Origin of the sequence: Paenibacillus tritici (genome assembly GCF_013204885.1) — a bacterium.
In the GTDB taxonomy this organism is placed as follows: domain Bacteria; phylum Bacillota; class Bacilli; order Paenibacillales; family Paenibacillaceae; genus Paenibacillus_AQ; species Paenibacillus_AQ tritici.
Window position 1 is genome coordinate 282,482 of sequence record NZ_JABMKX010000003.1, and the last position, 24,814, is coordinate 307,295.

The window sequence follows — 24,814 nt, forward strand, 5'->3', positions numbered from 1 at the left end:
GTTTTTACTGAATAGTACTTATAGCTGGCGTTCCTGCTTCTAAAGTTCATCCTCTATCCTTCTCAAAAAAGCAAGCACAGCCACAATCATCTGCTCCAGCCCCTGTGGTTCAATCGGAAAATGGCCTGCGCCCTCTAGAATCACAACTTCTTTTCTGCTTTTGAGATGATCGTAAAACGGTTTACTGAAGCGGTAAGGAGTCATGGGGTCTAATTGAGGATGAACGAGCAATACCGGACAACCCTCAAAATCCTCAGGATGAATCACCGGTTTCATATTCAAGAACGTTCTTAATAAGCGTAAGGGAATAGATGTGCCTGCGGCATGGGGATCATTCATAATGAGTCTGGTCAGCTCGGCGTTGTTCGTGATCCATTTCATCCGGGATACTTTATTCACAGTGATCTGCAGGGAGTCTAGCAGGGCAGGGAATTGATTCATACACCATCCCCCCAACCGGCTAATGAGTATGTTAGGAGCTAACTGATCACGAACCTTGGCATCACTTGTATCCACAAATGTCGTTGCAATTAACCCTTGGACCCGTTGACTTTGCACAGCAGTGTGATAAGCTAACATGCCTCCAATACTGGAGCCCAGCAGAATAATAGGCTTGCCGTCCCTGCTGAGCTCCTGTTCGATCAATTCATTAAGGAGGTCAATCCAGAGCTGATATTCCAATGATTCCACTGAATCGGTGTAGCTTAGACCATAAGGCGGCAGATCCGGCGACACTACTTCATAACCGTAGGTTTGCAGCATTCGTGCATAAGGCGCGAGCAACCGGCCATTGCCGCCAGCTCCATGAATGAAAATAATTTTTAAAGGTGCGTCAGAAGCAGGCATACGATCCAGATGAATATGAGCATGGTTCCAGGTCATCCACTCTTCTGCGGGTAAATGGGCTTCATTGATCTGCATGTCATCCGGGAAAAACTTCTGATATTGCTTCCAATAGGTCACCGATTGATTATAGGAAGAATCCTTGTTCATGAATAAGCTGTTCCTCTCTCAGGAGACCGGGATTTCTTTTTCCATAATGTAATCATCCATGACGAATCCGTTCCCGATATCCGCCACTTGTTCCCTGAGGGTCCGAAAGCCTTTTCTTGTATAGACCGCAATACTGGATTCATTATCACGATTGACCGTTAGCCAAATATGAGTCAGGTTCCGCTCCTGGCACAGCTTCTCCAGGAAGGCCAGTGCTTGACTGGCATAGCTGCGGCCCCTGTGCTCCTTGCCTATATAGAACTTGCTAAGGAAGAGCTTCCCTTCGTCTTGTCTGGCCGACAGATACCCCACCGTGGAGCCTTCCCCATTATGGATTAAGTAATATTCGTAACCCTGATCATGGATCTGCTGCGTAATCGCTGGAACCGACTGGTACTTGCCAAGCATATACTCGATCTGCTGAGAAGTAATAAGGGTGATATAATATTCGCGCCATATCTGTGCCGCTAACTGGGCAACCTCAGCAGTTTCTTCCGCTGAATGCACACGTAGAAATCTAAGCTTCATAATATGTACCTCCTTTGGGCGCGGACATAGCAGCCGATGCTCATGCTCTGGTGTAACCGTTCAATTGCAGCCAGGAGGCGCAGGCATCTGTCCAGGTCCGGGTATGAGGCTCTTCGGTGCCAAGCCCAATCCCATGTACGCCATGCGCATAAATGTGCAGATCGAACGGAACACGGTGACGGCTCAGCCCTGCGGCGAACAGCAGGCTGTTCTCTACGGGAACAGAAGCGTCATCCGAGGTATGCCAGAGGAATGTCGGCGGAGTCTCTGCGTTCACCTGGAACTCACTGCTGAGCCGCAGCGGCAATTGCTCATCCGGGGTAGCTCCCAGCAGGTTCTCCTTCGAGCCCTGATGCGTTATCCCTTCGGTCATCGAGATGACCGGATAGCACAGGATCAGGCGGTCCGGACGGCTTGACAGCCTCTCCAGCGGCTCCGGATGATCGGGATTTCCCAGATCATATAATACCCCGGCTGTTGAAGCCAGATGTCCGCCGGCAGAGAAGCCCAGAATGCCGAGACGGTCCGGGTCAATGCCGTATTCGTCCGCCCGGAAGCGGATCGTGCGCAGCGCCCGCTTCGCGTCCTCCAGCGCACTCGGGTATTGGTAAGGTGCTACACGATAGCGCAGCACGAATGCTGAGATTCCCAGAGTATTGAGCCACTGTGCAACCGGGCCGCCCTCGTGATCAGCCCGCATCGCATACCCGCCTCCCGGACATACCAGCACAGCAGCGTTCTGCTTGCCGCCCACCAGATAAGGTGTAATCGCAGGCTGGTCTTCTTCACTGTCTCCAAGCGCTCCAGGCGCACCTTCCGGCCATAACAACAACGTTTCCATCATCATCCCTCATGCTTTCCTTCTATAATAGAATAGATAATAGAGGACAATAGCTCCTCAAGGGCCATTCTATCAAGGTCTTACAGTTCATGCAATCCGGAGATCACCAGATCGGCATCCTTCAGCACTTCAGGCTTACCGATGCCAACGACCTGCATTCCTGCAGCCTTGCCGGCGGCTACTCCGGCCTCGGCATCCTCGAATACCACGCAGTCCTCCGGCTGAAGCCCCAGCTCCCGGCAGGCGGTCTGGAACACCTCAGGGTCCGGCTTCGCCCGGGCTACCTTATTGCCGTCAACAACAGCGTCGAACAGCCCGGCGATATTCAGTTTATCCAGGATAAATCCGGCATTCTTACTGGCGGAACCGAGGGCAATAGCCACACCCCGTGCTCTGAGTCCGCTCAGGTAAGCTCTGACGCCGGGCAGCAGCTCCGATTCATCCAGAGACGAGATATACTCTACATAGAGACGGTTCTTCTTATCTGCCATTGCAAGCTTCTCCGCTTCATTGAATTCCCGGCCGCCGATCGCAAGCAGAATATCCAGGGATCTCATCCGGCTGACCCCCTTGAGCCGTTCATTGTGTTCTTCCGTGAACTGGAATCCAAGCCCTCCGGCAAGCGAACGCCAGGCCAGATAGTGATACTTCGCAGTATCAACAATTACACCGTCCAGATCAAAAATAGCACCCTTCATATGCTCCAGCATCTTTTATAAGTCCTCCTCCCAAAATACAACAATCCGCAGCTCCATCCCCGGCAGGCACAGCTCAGGTGCGCCGCCGAATCCGGCGAAGGCTACCGCTTCACTGTTGCCTGGCGCTGCCGTAACCACGATCGCTTCCCGGCCAATCTCCAGCCGGAAGCTGCTGCCGCGCAGCACAACCGGCACCTGGACAGACTTCCACGCCTTCGGCAGTGCCGGATTCAAGGTAACCGTCCCCCCGTCATATTGCACACCTGCGAAGCCAAGGACCGCGGCCATCCATGCGCCCCCATTCGCCGCAGGATGAGTCCCGCCAATATAGAGGTCACCAACATATTGCTTCGATTCACCGGTAAGATCTACCGTGGCTGTGCGCATGAAATACGGATATCCCCAGTCCGGTATGCCGATGTCCGCTGCGGCAAGGGCGTAGATACATGCGCTTAAGCTGGAGCCATGCTCGGTGCGCGGCTCATAGAATTCCCAGTTGGCCTGTTTCACTTCCCGGCTGAACTTCCCTTTGAACAGATTCAGCATCAGCACGACATCCGCCTGCTTCAGTATTCTGGTAGTCGTCGCCAGTCCGTTGCCCCCGCCCCAATATTCATGAGAGTGGATGACCCTTGATTTCAGCTCAGCCAGGGTTACCTCCTCCAGCTTGAAATAGCGGTCAAACTGTTCGATCAGCAGGCTGTCCGGGTCCGGCTGCGGAACATACAACTGCTCCAGCATCTCTGTGAATTCAGCCAGGAACGGCCCGCCTGCAAACGATTCAGCCAGCTCCGCATACACAGCGGGATAGTTGTCCTCCAGCAGCTCCGCTGCCCGCAGGGCAATCTCCAGGGCTTCCTGCACCAGGGCATTCGTGAAGGCATTATTGTTCACCCGCTCATGATATTCATCCGGTCCGGTGACATCCAGAAGCTCATAACGTTTTTTCAGCGGATTATAGTAAGCATAGGAGTAGTAAAAGCGTGCGCACTCCCAGATCACCTCCGCCCCGCCGTCCGCCAGTATACTGTTATCCCCCGTGAACTTGATATACTCCCAAATCCCATGCACAACATCTGCACTGATATGAATCTGCTTATCCCGGAAATAGGTCCGCATCGGACGTCCGGTAAATACATCGTTCACATTGAACAGCGTGCAGGCATCGTCACCCGAATCCTGGCTCTCCCAGGCATAAAATGCGCCCGTATATCCATACTCCGCCGCCTTCCGGCGGGCACCGTCCAGCGTGTGGATGCGGTACATCATCAGATTGCGGGCGATGCCGGGATCACTGTGCAGGAAGAACGGCAGCATGAACATTTCCGTATCCCAGAATACCGCGCCTTTATAGACCTGACCGGACAGACCGCGGGCCGGAATGGATACCTTCTCCGACATCGTAGGTGCAATGATCAGCAGCTGATAAATACTATACCGCAGGGCGAGCTGCGCCTCTTCATCTCCCTCAATTACACAATCGCTGCGTGACCATCTCTCCTCCCACTTCCGCCGGTGAGCCTCCAACAGTCCGGCATACCCCTCCCCGGCTGCACTCCTGACTGTTGACAGCGCCGCTTCCCCGGGGTTGCCTTCCGCATCAAGACCCGTGAATACAGCCACATATTTGGTCCACTCATAGGTCTCACCCGCCTTGACGTCAAAAGAAAGATGACGGAGCGCCAGCTCTGGGTCCGTATCTGTATTTACTCCCATGCGTATGTCCATGTTATTATCCGTCCCGGTATCCGTTACCCGTTCCGCTAAGCCGAACTCAGCAAGCTCCGCGACCGCCACCGGCAACCGCAGCTCACCGGTAACAGCCGTTGACAGCAGCGCCCCGCTGACGGACTGTATCCGCTGCTCCAGCAGATGGGGGCCGTTGATATCCCACACCCTACTATCCATTCCTGTCTTAATCTCAACCCGGCAATCTACAGTGCTGTGAACCGTCCATTTGGCAGCCAGCACATGCAGCTGATCCATACTGACGAACCGTTCGGCAGTCAGAGTCAGCCTCCCGCCTTCACGGGTACTGAACACCGTCTCCCTCCGGTGGACTGCTGTGCGGAGATCCAGACTCTGGGTATGAGCCAGCGGTTCTGTCTCCAGCACACTAAGTACTTCTCCGTCACAGCTGATAACCGTGTATAGTCCATTCGGAGCGTTCACCGGCTCGCGCCACTTGTCACCCGACCTGTCATATATCCCGGCCAGAGTAACAGCCGTAAGCTGCTCCTTACCGTATTCCTCAAGCACTCCCCGGAAGCCCATATATCCGTTGCCGGTCATATATTTGTTGCCGTTGGTTGTGATCCTGTCAGACTCGAAGCTGTGCTCGCTTACCGTCCAGTTCATCACGCCATCATCCCTTCACCCAGCGGAAGCTCAGTTCCGGCTTCGTCCACCATCACCGGCTGATCATAGATCAGAACTTCCGTGCGTCCGCCATCGACAGCTCTGAAGCTCACCGAGTCTTTGTTCACTGTGATGCCCAGCAGTACCCCCTCGTACCTCACCTGGAAGCTGTAAGAGGTCCATTGCCGGGGCATCGTTGGACGGAAGGATAGACAGGGGCCATCGGAACGCATGCCGCCGAAGCCGTACACAATGTTCATCCAGGCTGCGGCGATCGAAGTAGTATGCAGCCCTTCTCGGGTGTTGCGGTTATAGTTATCCAGATCCAGCCGGGTGGCGAACTCGAAGAATTGGTAGGCTTCCTCCGGCTTACCGATTTCACAGGCCAGAATCGAGTGAATGGATGGCGAGAGCGAGGACTCATGAATACATCTGGATTCATAATATTCGTAATTCGCCAGCTTGGCTTCTCTGGAGAACTCCCCGTTATACAGGAACATGAACATCAGCACATCCGGCTGCTTGATCATATCGTAACGGTACAGGCGGTCGTATGACCAATTGGAGTATAACGGGAATTCGGTGACCGGAATCGAATGAATATCAATATGCGGCATATCAAAAAATCCGTCATGCTCCTCATACACGCCGCTCTCCGTGTCCAGCGGAATCTTCATGTGTTCGCGTTTATTGTCCCAATCGGCCAATTCCTCATCGCGGAGCGCGGTTGCGGCGGCGACGGCGGCATACTCATCCGGCACCTTCTGCTTCATCTCGGCAACCGTATCCAGTGTGAATTCAAACAACTTTTTCGCCATCAGATTGATATAGCAGTTATTGTTGACCATCAGCTGGAATTCGTCAGGTCCCATTACGCCAAAATATCCGTATTTCCCGCTGCGTTGTCCCCACTGGCCGCGGGAGGCGTAGAAACGGCTGATCTGAATCAGCATCTCGGCCCCTTTGCTGTAGAGGAATTCCCGGTCGCCCGTATTCTTCACATAATGCCATATGCCGTAGGAGACTGCCGTCCCGACATGAAGCTGAAGGTTGGAGTGCTGCCACAGGTCACAGCTCTCCGTCCCGTCAATCGTAGCAATCGGATAGAAGGCGCCTTCGCAGTCTACCTCCTTCCCGCGCTGCAGCGCCTCCGGCAAAGTCTTGTAGCGGAATTCCAGCAGACTGCGGGCAGCCTTGGGATTATTGAACAGATAGAACGGCAGACAGTAAGACTCCGTATCCCAGAAAGCAAGCCCCCGGTAGGCTTCCCCTGTTAATCCTTTGGCACCGATGTTGTAACCGGGATGATCCCCGTGATAGGTCTGAACTAACTGAAAGATACAAAAGCGGATGCCCTGCTGATTCTCAGGGTCTCCTTCAATGGTGATATCGCTGGTGGCCCAGATGCTGCTCCAATAAGAGGCTTGATCGGCGAACACCTCACGCTCCTCCAGCCGGTCAGCCGTTGCTGCAAGCTCCATCCCTTCTGTCCAGAGACCCTCCTCTGTCCGTGACGCACTGCTGTCAGCGACATGGACTGCGAGCTTAGTGAACGAAGCAGGCTCTCCCTGAGACAGGTCAAGCGAGAATGTCCGGCCGATGAACCGCTCACGCTCCACAAGCTCTGTATTTACAGGCTGGGAGGACTTCAGCAGAAACCCCGAGAACAGCTTATTCCCGGTGGTCAGCGTACCTGCCATAATAGCCGTAACTGCCCCTTCTCCGCCGCTGCGCAGCCGCTTCCACATGCTCTGGCCGCGTTCCTCATGAACCATCCCGAAATCAAGACCCGTGCAAATATCCACCGTGCCCGTGAAGTTAAGCGGCTCGAAGGTGACCTGCTGCAGCCCCAGATGTGACATCGTCATGCTGACCAGCCGGGTGAAGCTGATCTTTAGCTTTTTGCCACCCGCCAGATGCCAGATGAATTCCCTCTTATAGGTTCCGGTCCGCAGGTCCAGTCTGCGGGTATAGTCCTTAACGTTGCTGCGGGCCAGATCCAGTGATTCACCATCCACCGCTATCCGGGTATACAGCCAGTCCACCGCATTGACCATATAACGCAGCGACCGGATGATCCCCTTGTAGTGGTTGCCTACCTCCATCTCTTCATTCAAGCCGTTGAAATAGCTGCCCGGCAGCGAATCCCCGCTATAGCCCTCGTCCGCATACCCCCGTACCCCCATATACTCGTTGCCCAGTGAAAAAACCGATTCCGAAGTCCGGTTGCGTTCCGGATCAAAGCCTTCTTCAATAATTGCCCATGGATCGACCTTCAGATATTTATCAGCTACTTTTGCCATTTACGAACTCTCCTTCCCTAAGGGAATGCTCCGCCCGTCCCGCCGTTTGTCCACGGAAGCACAGACGCTCAGTTTCAGAGTATCTCTAAGCTCCTTCTGGACCAAGGTCTGTGCGTAAGAGAGTTATGTGTATTTTTACGGAATGCGGAAATCTGTGACCAACGCAAAAAAGCCGCTTGCTCCCAGGATCTATCCGGATTAGGAGACAGCTGCTATAATATTCTGTAAAACAGGGGAATTGAACCCGTTCTGGGGCGAAAATACACCAACTCTCACACAAATGAAGTGAAAATTATCACAATGTTAAAAATTCGACACTTTTGACGGGAAAATATTTACCCATAATGAGGAATTTCAAGGTATAATTAATTTAAAATTTACTGAAAAACTGAGGGAATAAAGGGGATGTCGATTATGATAAAGGAACATTATAATGTTATCGAAGCCCGCGGCAATACAAACTGTTTCTCCGAACAGAACTTTAACCGGCTTTTGGTCACAATGAAGGAACGCATGGTCCCAGAGGGTTCTCACCTGTTTTGGGAAGGCGACTTTTCGGATAAATTGTTTTATATCAAACGTGGACGAGTGAAATTAACCAAATCAACAGACGAAGGCAAAGAACTGATTCTGTATATGTATCAGGCAGGTGACATGGTAGGCCAGGCAGACCCGTTCTTCAGCACGAAGCATAGCTTCACAGCAGAAGTTATTGAGGAAAGTGAGGTTGGCGTTATCGAGCAGAAGGATCTTGAGATTCTGATCTGCCAGCACTGCGACTTCGCGATCGACTTCATGAAATGGATGGGCATTCATCACCGTCTCACACAGACGAAATTCCGCGACCTTATGATGTACGGCAAACCGGGTGCACTCTGCTCCACACTGATCCGTCTGGGCAATACGTATGGCGAGAAGACCGGCGACAGCATTCTCATCAACAAAAAAATCACCCACACTGATCTCTCCAACATGATCGGCGCTACCCGTGAGAGCGTCAACCGCATGCTGAGTGATCTGCGTAAAAAAGACGCGGTAGAGTATGAGAATGGCATGATTGTCATCAAGGATCTCGCGATGCTTCAGGAAATCTGCCATTGCGAATTATGCCCGAATGAAATCTGCCGAATTTAATTTCCTATCAATAATACCCTCTATTCACCTCATTGAAACATATCTGACCCCATAAATTTAATAGAGTGGTCGAAGGCGCCCTGTCCGGCGTCTTTTTTTCTTGTCTGAAGATGAATTCACCGCTCTAGAGGCACATCCTATGTACCTTTTACTTCCCAATTATCATAATATTCTGGTGCTAAAGGCAGATCCTCACCCCTCAGGAACTTCGCAGCATATACGGCTAGCGGAGAAGCAGAATCTAGGGTTATTCTAGTGATATCCACCCATTCCGCCCCACGGGAATCCTGTTCTTCGAACATTGAAATAGCAACAGGCCCCTCTTTCCCGGTCAATTCAACCTGATATAGGGCTGTCAGATGGTGCATATGCGTAAAGTTATCTTCGTTATACCGGATAAAGAAATCGAAAGTGCCCAGGTTCTGTTGTACCTTTACTGTATAACCAGTCTCTTCGATGAACTCTCTGATCAATCCGTCAACCAGTGATTCACCAGCCTCCAGTCTTCCCCCCGGCAGATCGTATCTTCCGCTATACGGGCCTCTTCCTTTATGAATTACCAGCAGCTTGCCTTTACGCTGGCAAATTCCATATACGCCAAAATGGTTAAAGCTTTCCATCGCAGCCCTCTCCTCGGTTCATTTTCTGGATTGCTCCCCTTCATTAGTAAGCTATACCCACACGAGCTCTTATGAAATCGCTAGCTTCAACTTGACTATAGGTGAATTCCGCTGTATCTGCTACAGATATTTCAGTACCGCCTTGGGGTAGAATGTCTTGTCTCACCCGATAGGTTCCCAAGCGTTCTCCGTTCTGCAGAGCGGTTGGGCACACAATGGTCCAATTAAGGTTCGATCGCTCCAGCAAACGATAGGCTTGTTCATGTTCTTCTGCGGCACGGGTAGACCTGCGTTTAGATTCGCTGGATTGGTAACGCAGGAGTTCAGGCGAAAGCTCACTTTGGAGTATACCCGCAGTTCCTACGGTAATAATGCGCTCTATTCCTTCCTGATACATGGCTGCAATGATAAAAGGCATACTGTCTGAAAGCGTGGTTGTCCCATCGGTGTTCAATGCACTAATAACTACATCATTTCCCTGCACTGCCCGGGCGACATCTTCTTGATTAAGAACATTACCTTCGATGATCGTCAGGTTGGCATGGAGCGGCTGAACCTTCTCCGGCGTGCGGACCAACACTGTCACATGATGTCCATCCTGAAGAGCATGGGTAACAATGTGGCTTCCCACCCGGCCGGTGGCACCAAGAATCAATATATTCATATGAAAATAACCTCCTGGTAAGAATTATCCCTATTATAGCAGGGATAGAGCGACAAAAAGCCCCGCAGCCATATTCCGGCTGCGGGGCTTTTTGTGAATCTAGCTTATTTTCTTAGTCTGCATATTAGCAGATACGTTACGCGGAGTTCGCACAGGTGAGATCAGCCAGTAGGCCATGCCGACGAATACACCGCCGCCGATGATATTGCCTAGCGTAACAGGAATCATGTTGTGCAGCCAACCGGCGATGCTGACGGTCTCAGGATGATTCGGCAGCAGTACTGCCACGCTCAGCAGCGTCATGTTCGCTACACTGTGTTCATAGCCGCTTGCGATGAAGGCGAACAGACACCACCAGATCAGCACCAGCTTCGCCGCTTCACTCTTGGCGCGGGAGGACATCCAGAGCGCCAGGCAGACCAGCCAGTTACAGAGAATGCCGCGGAAGAACAGCTCCGAGAACGGCAGGCTCATCTTCTTGGCTGCTGCCGCGAAGATCAGATGCTCGGCAGGCGCTGCCTTGAAGAGACCCGATCCCTGAATCAGCAGGGCCAGAACTACTGCACCGGCTACATTACCGAGGAATACCAGGACCCAGTTCTTCACGGTGTCCCAGACCGTAGTTCTCCCGGCAAGCGTGCTTACCGTGAAGAACATATTATTTCCCGTGAACAGCTCTGAGCCTGCGAATACAACCAGGGTTAGGGCAATCCCGAAGGATGCGCCCATTATCAGCGGCTGGAACGGTGACTTGATCGCAGCCAGCGGCGCCCCCAGCGAGAAGATCAGAATAATACCAATACCTACATAAGCTCCTGCCAGGAGTGCCGCCAAGAAATACTTGGGCAGGCTCTCATTCATCTTGTCGCGTTTGCCTACGGCTGTCTCAACGATATTCTCTACGCTCTGCGTAAACATATCAGCACCTGCTCTTCTTTAAATTTATAGCCTTGCTACTGCCGCAGGCAAAGTGACCTTGACGACTCCGCCATCCACGGCTACCGGATAGACTTCGGCCTGGCCCTGGTCCGGAGCCTGAACCTCTCCGGTGCGCAGATCGATTTTCCAATCATGCAACGGATCATACAAATAATAGCCTGATACTATCCCCTCAGCGAGCGGGCCGCCCTTGGGGTGGGGACTGTGGTTCTTAACGGCATATAAGGCGCCAGCCGATGTGCGGAATATGGCTAATTCCACCTCTCCTGCATTCACTACCCGGCCAATCTGGGGCATGAAATCTTCCACAGCTCCTACTGTATACTCCCGGTTACTCCGTTCCATTATGCTCTCTCCCTCTCCCCTTAAGACTATACCTGTGTCTGTTCAAACAACGCGGTGCGGGTGTTTTTGTCATCCAGCATTTTTTTCCATGGATCACTGACCTGTGCCAGGGCAAAATCTATACGTGCCGCCAGCTCCTTACGGTTGTCGTCACTGCCCATGACTACAGTCTGGATATGCTCCAGGCCCATACGCTCTACCCATTCAGAGGTTCTCTCCAGGTAATTCCCCGTTTCACGGTAATACTGGATGACCGCGGAGCAGACCTCAACCAGCTCTTCGTCGGTTTTCACCTTGCAGAAGGCATCCGCAATCCGCGGCTTAATCCCGCCGTTGCCGCCGATGAACACTTCCCAGCCGCCGTCATTGCCGACAATGCCGATATCCTTCGTGCAGGATTCCGCACAGTTGCGCGGACAGCCGTTCACCGCCATTTTGAACTTGGCCGGCATATCCAGCCGCTCATACTTACGCTCCAGCATAGCGCCCATGCCCATGGAATCCTGTGTGCCGAAGCGGCAGAACTGCGAACCTACACAGGTCTTCACCGTGCGCAGGGATTTCGCATAGCCATAGCCGGACGGCATATCCAGCTCCTCCCATACCTTCGGTACATCCTCTTTTTTGACACCTATCAGATCCAGGCGTTGACCGCCCGTCACCTTCACAACCTTCACATCATATTTCAGGGAAACATCGGCAATCCGTTTCAAATCCTCGGGAGTGGTAACCCCTCCGTACATCCGCGGGATAACCGTATACGTTCCGTCCTTCTGAATATTGGCGCTCATCCGTTCATTGACGAAGCGCGATTCCTTCTCGTCCTCATGGGTGTCCGGATAGATCATGCCCAGATAATAGTTCACCGCAGGACGGCATTTAGAACAGCCTTCCGCTTGCTTCCAGTCCAGCACATGCATCACTTCTTTGGTGGTTTTGAGGCCTTTGGCTGTAATCTCCGCTACAATCTCATCCCGGCTTAGCGGGGTACAGCTGCAGATGCCTTGCTTGGCGCTTTGCTGGAAGCTGTCTCCCAGAACGAACTGCAGAATCTGCTCAACCACAGGCTTACAGCCGCCGCAGGAGCGGGTTGCACCCGTACAAGCCTTAATCTCATCCACTGTAGTGAAGCCGTTCTCTGTAACTGCATCCACAATAGCCTTTTTGGTAACCCCGTTGCAGCCGCAGACGATTTCTTCATCGGCCATCGCTTCAACGGACATCCCCTTCTTGGCTCCGCCTCCGCCGCAGCAGCTGGTGCCCATAACCTCATCGTAGATCTCATTGGTCATCTCTGTGCCGTTTTTCACAAGCTTCTGCAGACTGGCAGATTCCGTAACATCACCGAACAGTACGGCACCGACAATTACATTATTTTTGAGCAAAATCTTCTTATACGTTCTCTTCCATTCATCCTTGGCAGAAATGACCGTATGCTCTGCTGTTTCGGTGAATTCTCCTGCCGAGAATACATCTACCCCGGAAATTTTGAGCTTGGTTGCAACGACCGAACCTTCATACCCTGGAGTCTGTACTCCCGATAAATGCTTGGCCAGAACCATGCCCTGCTCGAAAAGCGGTGCTACTAATCCGTAACAGGTGCCCCGGTGTTCTGTACATTCGCCGACGGAATACACATCAGCCATAGAGGTCCGCAGGTAATCGTCAACCACGATCCCGCGGTTAACCGTAATGCCGCTGTCCTTAGCAAGCTGAACGTTAGGTTTGATGCCGACGGCCATAACCACAAACTCTGCCGGCAGTTCACTGCCGTCACTGAAGCGCAGACCCGTAACCCGTTCATCGCCGGTCAGCTCAACAGTCTGTTTGCCCATGGCAAACTTCACACCCTGACGCGTAAGCTCTGCCTGCAGCATGGATGAAGCCGTGCGGTCCAGCTGCCGCTCCATCAGATCCTCCAGCAGATGCACAACGGTAACATCCATGCCCAGATTGACAAGACCCTTCGCTGCTTCCAGACCAAGCAGTCCTCCGCCGATCACAGCCGCCGTACGGTACTGCTTCGCTGCTTCCAGCATCGCATCGCAATCCGCAATATCACGGAAGCCGACGACCCCATCCTTGGTGCTGCCGGGTACGGGCAGAATGAAGGAATTCGAGCCTGTTGCAATAATGGCTTTGTCATAGGGAACGGCCATCCCTGTATCTGTAATAACCTGTTTGGAATTCTCATCAATACGGACAACTGTTGTTCCTGTATGCAGTGTAATGTGATTATCTTCATACCATCCGAGGTCATTCAGAATAATATCCTCAATGGTTTTACTTCCTTCAAGTACATAGGACAACATAATCCGGTTATAATTGGGGTGCGGCTCACTGCCGAAGACCGTAATATCATAAGCCCCGCCCAGCTTTAGAATCTGCTCAATAGTGCCTACTCCCGCCATGCCATTGCCAATCAGCACTAACTTTTCTCTTTCCGCTGCCACTGGTAGACCCTCCTTCAGAAAATCTGGTTTCTACTAATACTTACCTCATAGTGAAATTATACTGCCCCAAATTCCACGGCAAGTGTGACCCCAGTCACACTAGATGTGAAATTTTTCACAACAAGTGAAAGCGGCTTTTCCGGTTCTTTTAAAGGATGAGTTATCGTGTGCAACAACTAGATTTTTATATTTTAAAATAAGCAGATCTCTATGCTTTTCGCACAGAAATCCGCTTATCCGCTACTCTCTATTCCATTATCTCAACACCAGAGCAATCTCCAGCTTGTCCTGCGGCTTCAGCTTCATGTCCACTCCATTTCCCAGCAGAGCTTTATCATTGACCTTCAGCCTCCATTCTTCACTGCTGAGCGGGGTATATTCCATTACAGTGAGTACCGTCCGGTTATCATCCGCAAGCTTAACCATTCCACTGTTCTTCATCAGTGCTCTTACTGACATATCCTCTACAAAGGGAAGAACATGAGAATGCGTCAGCTCAGGCTGCTCGCTCCCCCCGTTCACGGTAATGATGACAGGATAGAACACCGTTCCTATCGCAGCCGGCCTTGCCGCTATAACAATTGCTGCCCCAGGTTCTACGATCGTGTTCAATTCTTGAATGCTTTTGCCGTTCACCTGGATCTCCCAGCTCATAACCGGATCCAGTGCAACCTTGTTCACCTCAAGAATACTGTGCCCGTCGGCTGCCAATCTAACAACGCCGCTCTTCTTGAACAGCTCTACTATCGAAATACCTTTAACATAGGCTTCGTTAAGCAGTCTGACAGAGCTTCCGGCTAATTCACTTTCACCCACCAGCACGGAAAAAGTTAATCCTTCGCCCCTGTTACCGCTCCCTGTATTCCCTGATCCGAAGCCGCAGCCGCTTGCCGTGGCAAGCAGGATAAGGCACAGCAACAAGCGCATCCATTTCGTGGACATTCCACGGCACCGCCTTCATATGTATTCTCCCTGACTGTTTAAGAATACCGCATAGGAGAAGGGTTCTCAAATTATTTCTGCTGGGATTGCCGTGAGCTTAACTACCTCAACAAGAAATAGACCGCCCTGGTCAAAGGATGCGGTCTGTTTCTGCTAAACCATATTCCAAGCCTCCGCCCTACCGGTTCTATTGATACCGCAGGAACAGGATGTTATTCTCCAGATGCACATGCTCGAAGGTCATACCTTCCAGCTCCTCAAGGCGGGCATAGGTCAACCGGTAAGTTGTGCAGGCATGGGCAGGCGGTGTGTAATCATTCGTGACTCTGCGAAGCTCGCGCAGAATCTCACCGGCGCCGTCATGCTCTTCTTCCAGATTGTGCAGCAGTCCGCGCAGCTCAGCGAGTCCTTCTTCACTTGGATTCTGAGTGTAGGCCAGCATTTTAGGGAATTCGCTCTCTTCTTCCTTCGCCGTATGCTGCAGCAGCTCTTCACGCAGCAAGTTGAACAGACGATGCATCTCACCCAGATGCGGTGAATCTTCTCCATGAACCCGGAAGACCTTGGTAACATTCTGGCTGATTAACGGAAGCTCTTCACGCAAGTAACGGTGATGCTTGTTCACGATATAATTCACCAGCTCCTCCGAGGAAGCTTCGTTCCAGGCCGTATCTTCTTCCAGCACCGGATGCTCATCCTGAAGCTTATTGAGATCCTGAACCATTGCTTCCGGGTCAAGCCCCTTCTCTGCAGCGGCTTCAGCCAGCGGCTTCGCACCTCCGCAGCAGAAATCAATCCGCTTAGCCTTGAAGTAATCTGCGGCCTTAGGGAACTGAAGGACAATATCCCTTACCATTGCTTCCGAAGTGAACCCCGGTTGAATTGTTATATCGTTTAATTGATTGGACGCCATTGTTGGCCCCTCCTCATGTTAGGTATAGGTTTTTCGTTGCTGATTACCTTTACACCTTAACACTGGCGGTAGGCCAAACTAGTGATTGTACGCACTGAATATAACAAATTTTAATGAACACAAATTTTTAACTCTCCGGGCGAAATGAGACATAGAGAGCAGCACTCTCCCAGTGATCTATTGTACTGTCGCCTGCATATAGGTCCGTTTGCCTTGTGCATCCTTCAGATAGGGGCCAAGTCCGGCGAACCGCGAATGATCCACATATACACCTGTCATCCATCTGCCTTCGGTCAGGCCTCCATTCCACTGCAGCACCAGATCGGGGGCGGAGATCCATTCCTGGTACACTCTGATATTCTTGTCCTTATATTCTTTGGCGGGTTTATTGAGCTCCATCAGGGGGGCCTGTGTCAGATAGGTGGGCACGAAATAGACAGAAATCAGCTCCAGATCCTCCTCACTCAGAAAAGCCTCTTCACCCAAATAAGGCTGGAGCAGCAGGGTATTCTCATACATCGACCAGATCACAGCCTGGAGTACCATGCTCTGGCTAATTCCATTATGAAAAGTAAACCGGCGCTTAGGACCGGAAGCCTCCCCTTCCCCATCCGTGACGGGTTCCAGGCAATGCCTCTCACAGCCGATACATTTCCAGCCGGACGGACCTTGAATCCATTTCTGAAATACGCTGCCGCTGTCATTGTCCCCTTTGTATAGGGAAGATATAATCTCATAGGGTACACCGATCCATGCATCCCATAGAGAAGCGGGGAGATGGCTATGAAGCATGAACAACACCTTGTCATAAATTAGCTGCACTCTGATCGAAGCGTTCTCCAGTTCGGCGACATCCTTTTTTCCATAGGTTATTTCCCGGGAAAACAAGGTGATGGTCATGATCCTCGCCTCCTAAAAGTTTTGTGTGCTTAAACATCCTTTGAATCAGCATCGTTCAAAACTTGCATCGAAAGCATCTTCTTGATCCTGAGCGCTATACTTACCAACATCATTTATTCTTTACCCTTGGGCTTTTCCTACTTTTGTTAACGCTTCCACATCCGTAATATTAGTTTGTTCTATTATATTACACAGGTTTGGCCTAAGTGCAAGTCTTATTTGACTAAACAGAACATAAAATTTGTTAAAAATGCAAATTCAGGCTGCTGTTAACAAAGAATAAACCCCTTACCGGCTTCCCGGCAAGGGGTTGTCATCAAAACTCGTTACTATTCAACCCAGCTCTCGGCCCAGGACTGAATTTGCTGCATGACCGGCTCAAGCGCACGGCCCTTGACCGTTAATTCATACTCAATCCGTACCGGAGTCTCCGGGTATACATGACGGACCAGAATACCTTCACATTCCAGATCCTTCATGCGCTCGGACAGCATCTTATCGCTCATTGACGGAATCAGCCCGGAAATATCCTTGAACCGCTTAGGGCCGCTCATCAATGTCTGAATAATAAGTCCATTCCAACGTTTGCCCAGAAACGAAAAAGCCGTTTCAAATCTCGGGCACATCGTAAGTGGATGTTCTTCCATGGTTATCACCTCTCACATATGAAGCTTACAATTAGTTAGTATATATAATTTTACCACATTTATTCTGGAATGAACATCGTTTACCAAAAAAAAGTTCATTAACCACAACTATTATATCCCGTTTGTCAATCCTTGGTGTCTGCTGCCTTCTCCCTTAGCTGAATGGCCTCCGTAACCACATAGGCTAGGTCGTCATTGCTGTACAGGGAAAGTACGCCCAGCACCGTATCATCCGAAATATATCCGGCTTCCTCCTCAGACACCGTCAACGCCAGCGCTCTGGCCAGTGCCTGATTGCCCTCCTGCTGCGGATAGGCCTGCAGATACAGGGCGTGCGGGTCCAGCCGGTTATTCACACACCACTGGGCAAACACCAGAATCATCATTTCCTCATCCCGCTTATAGCTCTCGATAATCCGCTCTTCCATTGACTTGTTGTCGTAATCCTCCATGTTGTTCTCCTCTCTGTTGCGAGTCCGGTCTCAACGGCTTAGCTTCGCTGCCAGCTCATGGCTCGGTAATACGGCCGATGCAGATATGCCGCATTGCTCGGGGGTCGCTATATTGCTCAGATAATGGTTGACCACTCCGCTGAAGCCTCTGCGCTCCAGCACAGTATCCCAGCTGCCGAAGCTCTGCGTGCGGGGCAATGAACCCTGCTCATATAATATAACCCGTTCCATATCCGTCACCTCAACGGATCTGCCGTGCCCGTGCAGTTCAAGCTTCTCCAGATCGGCCCCGGCATCCCGGACCATGCTGTAGTGGCCAGTGGTCCCGTTACTCCAGCCCAGCATCCCTGAAGCCTGCAAAAGCCTGTCATCAGCATCCGCCTTCAAGCTGCCGTGAAGCAGTTCATAATCACCGCCGGACAGCCAGAGCAGCAGATCCAGCATATGGATCAGGTCATCATGAATCGTCTCATGACTGCTATTCTGCTGGGGCTTCGTCCGGTGTTTGACAGCACTGCACTGGCTGATGCCTCCCGCCTTATGCAGCCAGGATTTGGCCGCCGCATACATCGGGGCATAGCGGCGGTTGAATCCCACTCCCAGCAGCAGCCCCTTATTCTCTGCAAGCTCTGCCATCCGCCGGGACTCTTCCAGATCATAGGACAGCGGCTTGTCCACATATACGGACACCCCCTGCTCCAGGCAAGAGGTAACGATTTCATAATGCGTAGTTGTGGGGCTATGTACGAATACCGCATCCAGATCCCAGGACAGCAGCTCCTTCAGTTCGGTGGTTCCTCTCTGAAGGCGATAAGCCTGAACGGCACGCTCTACCGTGGCTGTAGAATGACTGAGTACCCCTACAACCTCCGTCTGATCATGCCGGGAGAGCAGCGGTAAATAAACTTTACGGGCAATATCGCCGATGCCGATCATTGCCACTCTTTTACGGACAGGACTATTCATTAAGGCATCTCCCTTCCTACTTGGGGGTGATTTCTATCCCTTATAGGTGTATTATACCGTGACAAGCTGCCGGGACAATGATCTTTGCTTCAATAATTACTTTTTTTTCAGTATGATGAGATGAATGGAGAGAAGAAGGGGCATAGTACAATGAGCAAATGGCTAACGGTTATTCTGTATGTTTCGTGCATCATCCTCGCGTTTATCTACAGGTATGATATTCTGGCCTGGCTCAAAGAGGATCATAATTTGTTTTGGTCCATGCTCGCCGCCACCGTACTGGCGCTGTTCCCGGTCCTGCCCTACAAGCTCATCATCGGTCTGTTCGGATATGCCTATGGAAGCCTGAATGGTGCCATAATCTGCTGGATTGCCACGACTATAGCTGCAGCCCTTGTATATGGGTTCGTGAAATATATGTTCCAGAACCAGTCCATGGCTTATCTGAACAACCTTTCCGTGCTGGATAAATTCACCGCAGCTGTGCAGCGGCGCCCTTTTGCCTCCGTAGTGATCGCCCGGCTGGCGCCGATCATTCCGCAGATGGCCGTGAATATCTATGCCGGTGCTGCCGGACTGCCGTTCTGGAGTTATCTCGGAGCCACCGCTCTCGGCAAAATCCCCGGCATCGCCCTATACGCCTTCCTCGGAGGACAAATGTTCCAGCATCCGCGCAGTGCAGCCCTGGCTGTCATTGTGTACCTTGCGGTGCTGAGCGTTGCCGGATTATCCATGCGTCCGCGCTCTTCTGCCGGCCGCTGAGCCTGAAGAATCTCCGGCATGCTGGCAGTGAGCCTCTGTTTGATTTATAATTAGATTGTGATCTATTTAATTGCATTCTACAGATGGAGGGATAACAATGAGTGAATTTCAATCTGATTCTATAAACTTCAAGACTGAACAAGCCACCTTCGCTGGTGGATGCTTCTGGTGTATGGTATCCCCTTTTGAAGAACTCCCCGGTATCGTTGAGGTCATCTCCGGCTATACAGGCGGACATACCATAAATCCGACATACGAAGAGGTCTGCTCGGAAACGACAGGACATGTCGAGGCTGTGCAGATCACGTTCAACCCAGATATCTTCCCATACAGCAAGCTGCTTGAGCTGTTCTGGCAGCAGATTGATCCTACCGATGCGGGAGGACAATTCCATGACCGCGGCACCTCCTACGGGACGGCCATCTTTACCCATTCAGAAGAGCAGCGGCTGCAGGCCGAGGCTTCCAAGGCAGCCCTTGCGGCAAGCGGGCGCTTCTCCGCGCCGATTGTGACTCCGATTCTTCCGGCCAAGCCGTTCTACCCGGCGGAAGAATATCACCAGGGCTATCACCACAAGAATCCGGGCCATTACAAGCGTTACCGCAAGGGCTCAGGACGGGAAGATTTTATCGAAGCCCATTGGACGCACAAGGAAGACCCTAAGAGCCTGAAGGAGCGTCTGACCCCGCTGCAGTATGAAGTGACACAGAACAACGCTACGGAATCCCCTTTCCGCAACGAATTCTGGGATCATCACGGGGACGGGATCTACGTCGATATTGTGTCAGGTGAACCGCTGTTCAGCTCACAGGACAAGTACGATTCCGGCTGCGGCTGGCCGAGCTTCACGCGTCCGCTCCGTGACTATGCGGTCAAGGAGAAAAGCGACCTCAGCCATCTCATGGTCCGCACCGAGGTGCGCAGCAAGGTTGCTGATTCCCATCTCGGTCATGTCTTTAATGACGGTCCCGGTGCGAACGGACTGCGCTACTGCATCAATTCAGCGGCCTTGCGTTTTGTTCCCAAAGAAGATCTGGAGAAGGAAGGCTACGGCGAATACCGTGTTCTTTTCCAGCATGCCTGATATAGGTGATCAAGGTGGTACCTCTCCATACTGACAGTTATATAATTCAGCCAAAAGCCTCCAGCCCAGTAATCAGGGTCTGGAGGCTTTGTGTTATACATTACCGCCCGATGCGGTTATTTAATATTATCCTTGTCAAGCTCATTCTCAGCTGGAGCTGGAGCCGCCGCCTCTGAAGCCTCTGCGGGCGGGTTCAGCCGCTCCTGGTTCAACTCACGGTTGTTCTGGCGCATCTGTTCACTCTGAACCTGCGCCCGCCGCTTCAAGCTTCTCCGTAACCAGAGGACGATTGCCGCCACCACCCCGCCCACAATCAGCACAGGAAGTGCAGCCGCCAGCACAACTACAAGCCACTGGAACATCACAGACAATGCCTTCATGCTGCTCTTAAGCGCTTCCGAAGCCCGTTCAGCAAGCGGTCCCTGAGCCTTGGTCTGCGTGACGGCAAGGCTCTCTTCCGTCTGGTAGAGGCGAAGCTCCACAGTCGAGAAGGATACATTCTGGTCGATATAACGCATTCTGCCCTTGATCTGTTCGATTTGTTCCTGGATTGCCCCAAGCTGATTGGCGAATTGTACGAGATCTGCCGGTTTGGTCGCTTTTTTCATAAAATCAATATATTGCGTCTCCATCAGCTGCTTGGCCTTGAGCCGGGACTCCAGATCCACATATTCTTCCGAGACATCCTGTCCCTGAATGCTTCTCTGCAGCACATCATGCTTCACCTTCTCCAGGTTGTTAAGAAATGATGAGAAGCCGGACGCCGGCATCTTAAGGACGAATGTTCCGCCCTGTTCGTATTCGGACATATTCTCCGAGAATTCAATAATATAGCCGCCTGCGAGTGTAATCATATTCCGCACTTCTGTCTGTGCCGCCCCGTAATCGGGTACCTCCATATTGAGGTTAGCCTTATAGATCAGCTTCTTGTTCAGTCCTGCGACCACATCGGTTCCGGTGAATCCCGCTGAAGCGTCTGCCTGCTGCTCTGCTCCCGGTTTAGGCACCGCCGGATTCGCACCGCCGCCTTGCTGTCCTGCCTGATCATTAACAGCGCCCGCAGTATTGGCACTCTCTTCACTGACTTCCTTGGCCGCCGGTACGCTGTCCGTTGAACCATCTGCCTCCGATTCAGAGGTGAGTGAATTTGCTAACGGTGCTGCCGAATTCGAATCCCGGTCCGCCGCACCGCAGCCCGACAGAACCACCGCCATTACCAATAAACACAACAAATAATGCAGACCCCATTTTCGCATGTTCATTCCTCCAATAAATGTAATTGTATAACGCTTCCAGTATGCAGCTTCCGCAGCGAAAGGCCGTTCTCTCTCTCGGGTCTCCTCCGCGCTTATCCCTTTGACGTTCCAGAAGCTGGAAAGTTGCAGCCCAATTCGGAAAATAACAAACAGAACCGCTGCGCTGTGCAGGGTCCTGTTTGCGTAGTCCCGCTTTATTTGTTACAATTACGAGATAAAACGGCAAAAAAACACCAAATACCCCTATTCTATTCGACTAGAATAAGGGTAGGGCACTGTTCGGACAAGCTCCACCTTGCCGGACAGCTGTATTCAGTTCTTTCTTGCCGGTTTATGTTGCCTACAACTATAAGAGGAGGTGAACCCTCATGGCAAAAGACGTATTGTGCGCAGTTAATTCTTGCACCTACTGGGCTGAAGAGAACAAATGCAACGCCGAGTCCATCTTCGTTGCTTATCACAGCTCCAAGCAGCCTACACAATCTGAAGAAACAGATTGCAAAACCTTTGAAAGCAAATAATGAATGAACATTGAAGGGACCCTCCACGGTTCCTTCTTTTCCTTTTCTCATTCTATCAAGAATGAGAATTATTATCAAGTGTTTCCGGCAAAAAACAAAACCACTGGAACCGGGATGTCATCCCGATTGCAGTGGTTTTTCTGTACCCTTAAGCAGACGTCCAGACTGCTGATAGCTTTTTAACGGCTAACCGCACCGTTCTTCTCTCTTACCAGAACCGCAGCCTTCACCATATTGCGCAGTGCCGCTGTAGTCTCCTCCCAGCCCCGCGTCTTCAGTCCGCAGTCGGGATTAATCCAGAACTGCTGGACATCCAGCACGCGCAGCGCACGTTCGATAGCCGAAGTCATCTCCTCTACAACAGGTACGCGCGGACTGTGGATATCATACACACCGAGTCCGATGCCTTTATCATACTCCTGCTCCTCGAAGCTGACGATCAGCTCCCCATGGCTGCGCGAGGTCTCAATCGAGATCACATCCGCATCCATGGCAGAGATCGAACCGATCATGTCATTGAATTCACTGTAGCACATATGCGTGTGCACCTGGGTTGTATCCTTGACATGGTTCGTGGCCGTCCGGAAGGACTTCACCGCCCAGTTCAGGTAGTATTCGTGATCTCTCGCCTTCAGCGGCAAGCCTTCGCGGATGGCCGGCTCGTCGACCTGGATCATCTCGATGCCTGCCTCCTCCAGTGCAGATACTTCATGGCGCAGGGCAAGGGCGATTTGTCCCGCCACCGCCTCGCGGCTGAGATCGTCCCGGACAAACGACCAGTTCAGGATTGTGACCGGACCGGTCAGCATTCCCTTGACAGGCAGCTTCGTCAGCGACTGGGCATATAGACTTTCCTTGACGGTCATCGGCTCGATAAAAGCAACATCGGCATAGATAACCGGCGGCTTCACGCAGCGTGAGCCATATGACTGAACCCAGCCGCCTGCGGTGAAGAGATAACCGGCCAGCTTCTCTCCGAAGAACTCCACCATATCCGTGCGCTCGAATTCACCGTGTACCAGCACATCCAGTCCAAGCTCCTCCTGCAGAGTAATGGCTTCGGCAATCTGGCGTTTGATGAACAAGTCATAACGCTCCTGGTTCCAGACTCCCTTGCGCCATTTCAGGCGGGCCTGGCGGACTTCGGCGGTCTGCGGGAAGCTGCCGATGGTTGTTGTCGGCAGCAGCGGCAGGCGCCACTTCTCCTGCTGAACCTTGACGCGCTCTGCAAAGGGAAGGCTGCGGCGGTCCGGCAGCTGTGCCAGGGAACGCACCTGCTCTGCTACATCCTCACGCCCGCGCTCTGGAAGGGCGCGGAATACAGCCAGCACCTCACGGCTGCGGTCCAGCTCAGCGGCGTAACGCTCTTTCCCTTCGCTTGCGGCTGCCGCAATAAGCACCAGCTCCGCAAGCTTCTCATTGGCGAACGCCAAGGCATTCTTAACCGCTGTCTTGAGCTTAGCCTCTCCTTCAACCGTGACCGGAACATGCAGCAGGCTGGAGGCTGGCTGGAGAATCAGCCGCTCCTGAGGCACATATTGCTGCAGCTTGGCAACGAGCTCCAGCTTGGCATCAATATCTGCCCGCCAGATGTTGCGGCCGTCAAGAATACCGGCGCCGAGCGTCTTATCCTGCGGCCAGCCCAGGCGTGCAACCGACTCCAGATTCTTGCCGCCGTCATGGACGAGATCAAGGCCAATCCCCTGCACCGGCAGTGCGAGCAGCGCTTCAAGCGGCTCCGCAGCTTCAAAATACGTCTGCAGCATAATGTTAAGGCCTGGCACAGCGGCGCTGATGCCGCCGTAGATGTTCTCCAAGAGAGCGATCTCCTCTGCGGTCAAGCCGGTCACTATAGCCGGTTCATCAATCTGTACCCATGCGACTCCCTCTGCCTGCAGCTCCTGCAGCAGCTGTACATACAGCGGGAGGAAACGTGCAGCAACGGCTGCGATGTCTGCGGCCGGGAAGCCTTTGGACAGCTTAAGGAAGGTATAAAGTCCGACTATAACCGGTTTGCCCTCGATGCCTGCCCGCTCTTTGGCGAAACGGTAAGCGGCCAGCGGCTTATTCTCTGTCAGCGCAGGGGTTAGACTGCCGATCTCGGGAACGATGTAATGGTAATTCGTATTGAACCATTTGGTCATCTCGCAGGCTGTAGCCCCGGCATTCCCGCGGGCCATGGCAAAGTATAGGTCAAGCGGAATCTCGCCGCCCTTATATCCGTAACGCGCCGGTACTATACCGAACATCGCGGCAGTATCCAGTACATGATCATAGAAGGTGAAGTCCCCCACAGGAATCAGATCAATTCCAGCCTGCTGCTGGGTCTGCAAATGCTGAAGCTGAATCTCCTCCATCTGCGAGCGGAAGCTCTGCTCATCAATTTTACCGGCCCAATAGGCTTCCAGCAGTTTCTTCCATTCACGGTTCTTGCCGATTCTCGGATAACCGAGGCTGCTTGTCTTTAATCCCTTGCTCATAGGTGTCCACTCCTC

The 24,814-nt window shown here is 52.2% G+C and carries 23 protein-coding genes; 4 read left to right on the forward strand and 19 right to left on the reverse strand.

From position 1 onward, the window contains the following. Positions 1-39 precede the first annotated feature (39 nt). From HQN87_RS06740 to HQN87_RS06765, 6 genes are all read right to left on the reverse strand, one after another. Positions 40-921, reverse strand: a complete 882-nt coding sequence (locus tag HQN87_RS06740; protein WP_254075384.1) for an alpha/beta hydrolase — start codon at positions 919-921, stop codon at positions 40-42. A gap of 90 nt (positions 922-1,011) precedes the next feature. Then, entirely contained in the window at positions 1,012-1,521 is a 510-nt protein-coding gene (locus HQN87_RS06745) for a GNAT family N-acetyltransferase (protein WP_173129673.1), read from the reverse strand. Positions 1,522-1,561: 40 nt separating this feature from the next. Then, a complete protein-coding gene (locus tag HQN87_RS06750; protein WP_173130166.1) occupies positions 1,562-2,362 on the reverse strand; it encodes an alpha/beta hydrolase in 801 nt (266 codons plus the stop codon). 80 nt (positions 2,363-2,442) lie between these two features. Further along, positions 2,443-3,072, reverse strand: coding sequence for a beta-phosphoglucomutase (gene pgmB / locus HQN87_RS06755; protein WP_173129676.1), 630 nt, complete (start codon positions 3,070-3,072; stop codon positions 2,443-2,445). A gap of 3 nt (positions 3,073-3,075) precedes the next feature. Further along, positions 3,076-5,418, reverse strand: coding sequence for a glycoside hydrolase family 65 protein (locus tag HQN87_RS06760; RefSeq protein WP_173129679.1), 2,343 nt, complete (start codon positions 5,416-5,418; stop codon positions 3,076-3,078). Beyond that, positions 5,418-7,721, reverse strand: a complete 2,304-nt coding sequence (locus tag HQN87_RS06765) for a glycoside hydrolase family 65 protein (protein ID WP_173129682.1) — start codon at positions 7,719-7,721, stop codon at positions 5,418-5,420. Before HQN87_RS06765 ends, HQN87_RS06760 begins: the two co-directional genes overlap by 1 nt. 414 nt (positions 7,722-8,135) lie before the next feature. Between HQN87_RS06765 and HQN87_RS06770 the strand changes: the two genes are divergently transcribed. Next, positions 8,136-8,855, forward strand: a complete 720-nt coding sequence (locus tag HQN87_RS06770) for a Crp/Fnr family transcriptional regulator (protein ID WP_216857174.1) — start codon at positions 8,136-8,138, stop codon at positions 8,853-8,855. Positions 8,856-8,992: 137 nt separating this feature from the next. Here the strand turns inward: HQN87_RS06770 and HQN87_RS06775 are convergent, their stop codons facing one another. The 11 genes from HQN87_RS06775 to HQN87_RS06825 all read right to left on the reverse strand — a co-directional run bounded on the left by HQN87_RS06775 (position 8,993) and on the right by HQN87_RS06825 (position 18,696). Beyond that, the gene (locus HQN87_RS06775) at positions 8,993-9,475 is read right to left on the reverse strand and encodes an NUDIX hydrolase (protein WP_173129685.1); all 483 of its coding nucleotides are present in this window, start codon (positions 9,473-9,475) and stop codon (positions 8,993-8,995) included. 43 nt (positions 9,476-9,518) lie between these two features. Further along, entirely contained in the window at positions 9,519-10,139 is a 621-nt protein-coding gene (locus HQN87_RS06780; protein ID WP_173129688.1) for an NAD(P)-dependent oxidoreductase, read from the reverse strand. 99 nt (positions 10,140-10,238) lie between these two features. Continuing rightward, positions 10,239-11,057: a formate/nitrite transporter family protein gene (locus tag HQN87_RS06785; RefSeq protein WP_173129691.1), complete on the reverse strand. Its 819-nt coding sequence runs from the start codon at positions 11,055-11,057 to the stop codon at positions 10,239-10,241. Positions 11,058-11,081: 24 nt separating this feature from the next. Further along, positions 11,082-11,423: a nitrite reductase small subunit NirD gene (nirD, locus tag HQN87_RS06790; RefSeq protein WP_173129695.1), complete on the reverse strand. Its 342-nt coding sequence runs from the start codon at positions 11,421-11,423 to the stop codon at positions 11,082-11,084. Positions 11,424-11,449: 26 nt separating this feature from the next. Beyond that, positions 11,450-13,876 carry a nitrite reductase large subunit NirB gene (gene nirB, locus HQN87_RS06795; RefSeq protein ID WP_173129698.1) on the reverse strand — a complete coding sequence of 809 codons (2,427 nt, stop codon included), beginning with the start codon at positions 13,874-13,876 and terminating at the stop codon, positions 11,450-11,452. 255 nt (positions 13,877-14,131) lie between these two features. After that, positions 14,132-14,818, reverse strand: a complete 687-nt coding sequence (locus HQN87_RS06800) for a hypothetical protein (RefSeq protein ID WP_173129701.1) — start codon at positions 14,816-14,818, stop codon at positions 14,132-14,134. 187 nt (positions 14,819-15,005) lie between these two features. Further along, positions 15,006-15,731 (reverse strand): iron-sulfur cluster repair di-iron protein, encoded by a 726-nt coding sequence (gene ric, locus HQN87_RS06805; protein ID WP_216857175.1) that lies wholly within the window; start codon positions 15,729-15,731, stop codon positions 15,006-15,008. 177 nt (positions 15,732-15,908) lie between these two features. Next, the gene (locus HQN87_RS06810; protein ID WP_173129704.1) at positions 15,909-16,631 is read right to left on the reverse strand and encodes a hypothetical protein; all 723 of its coding nucleotides are present in this window, start codon (positions 16,629-16,631) and stop codon (positions 15,909-15,911) included. A 329-nt stretch (positions 16,632-16,960) separates the two neighbouring features. Further along, positions 16,961-17,278, reverse strand: a complete 318-nt coding sequence (locus tag HQN87_RS06815; RefSeq protein ID WP_173129707.1) for a winged helix-turn-helix transcriptional regulator — start codon at positions 17,276-17,278, stop codon at positions 16,961-16,963. A gap of 125 nt (positions 17,279-17,403) precedes the next feature. Continuing rightward, entirely contained in the window at positions 17,404-17,730 is a 327-nt protein-coding gene (gene yxiS, locus HQN87_RS06820) for a protein YxiS (protein WP_173129710.1), read from the reverse strand. A gap of 30 nt (positions 17,731-17,760) precedes the next feature. Then, positions 17,761-18,696: a Gfo/Idh/MocA family protein gene (locus HQN87_RS06825; RefSeq protein WP_173129713.1), complete on the reverse strand. Its 936-nt coding sequence runs from the start codon at positions 18,694-18,696 to the stop codon at positions 17,761-17,763. Positions 18,697-18,846: 150 nt separating this feature from the next. Between HQN87_RS06825 and HQN87_RS06830 the strand changes: the two genes are divergently transcribed. Continuing rightward, on the forward strand, positions 18,847-19,458 hold the full coding sequence (locus HQN87_RS06830; protein WP_173129716.1) for a TVP38/TMEM64 family protein: 612 nt from the start codon (positions 18,847-18,849) through the stop codon (positions 19,456-19,458). A 97-nt stretch (positions 19,459-19,555) separates the two neighbouring features. Next, positions 19,556-20,542 (forward strand): peptide-methionine (R)-S-oxide reductase MsrB, encoded by a 987-nt coding sequence (gene msrB / locus HQN87_RS06835; protein ID WP_173129718.1) that lies wholly within the window; start codon positions 19,556-19,558, stop codon positions 20,540-20,542. A gap of 116 nt (positions 20,543-20,658) precedes the next feature. Here the strand turns inward: msrB and HQN87_RS06840 are convergent, their stop codons facing one another. Next, positions 20,659-21,798 (reverse strand): DUF4349 domain-containing protein, encoded by a 1,140-nt coding sequence (locus HQN87_RS06840; RefSeq protein WP_254075385.1) that lies wholly within the window; start codon positions 21,796-21,798, stop codon positions 20,659-20,661. Between the two features lie 368 nt (positions 21,799-22,166). Between HQN87_RS06840 and HQN87_RS06845 the strand changes: the two genes are divergently transcribed. Then, positions 22,167-22,319 carry a DUF1540 domain-containing protein gene (locus HQN87_RS06845; protein WP_076079942.1) on the forward strand — a complete coding sequence of 51 codons (153 nt, stop codon included), beginning with the start codon at positions 22,167-22,169 and terminating at the stop codon, positions 22,317-22,319. A gap of 179 nt (positions 22,320-22,498) precedes the next feature. Here HQN87_RS06845 and metE read toward each other — a convergent pair whose 3' ends face one another. Further along, positions 22,499-24,799: a 5-methyltetrahydropteroyltriglutamate--homocysteine S-methyltransferase gene (metE, locus tag HQN87_RS06850; protein WP_173129723.1), complete on the reverse strand. Its 2,301-nt coding sequence runs from the start codon at positions 24,797-24,799 to the stop codon at positions 22,499-22,501. Positions 24,800-24,814 lie beyond the last annotated feature (15 nt).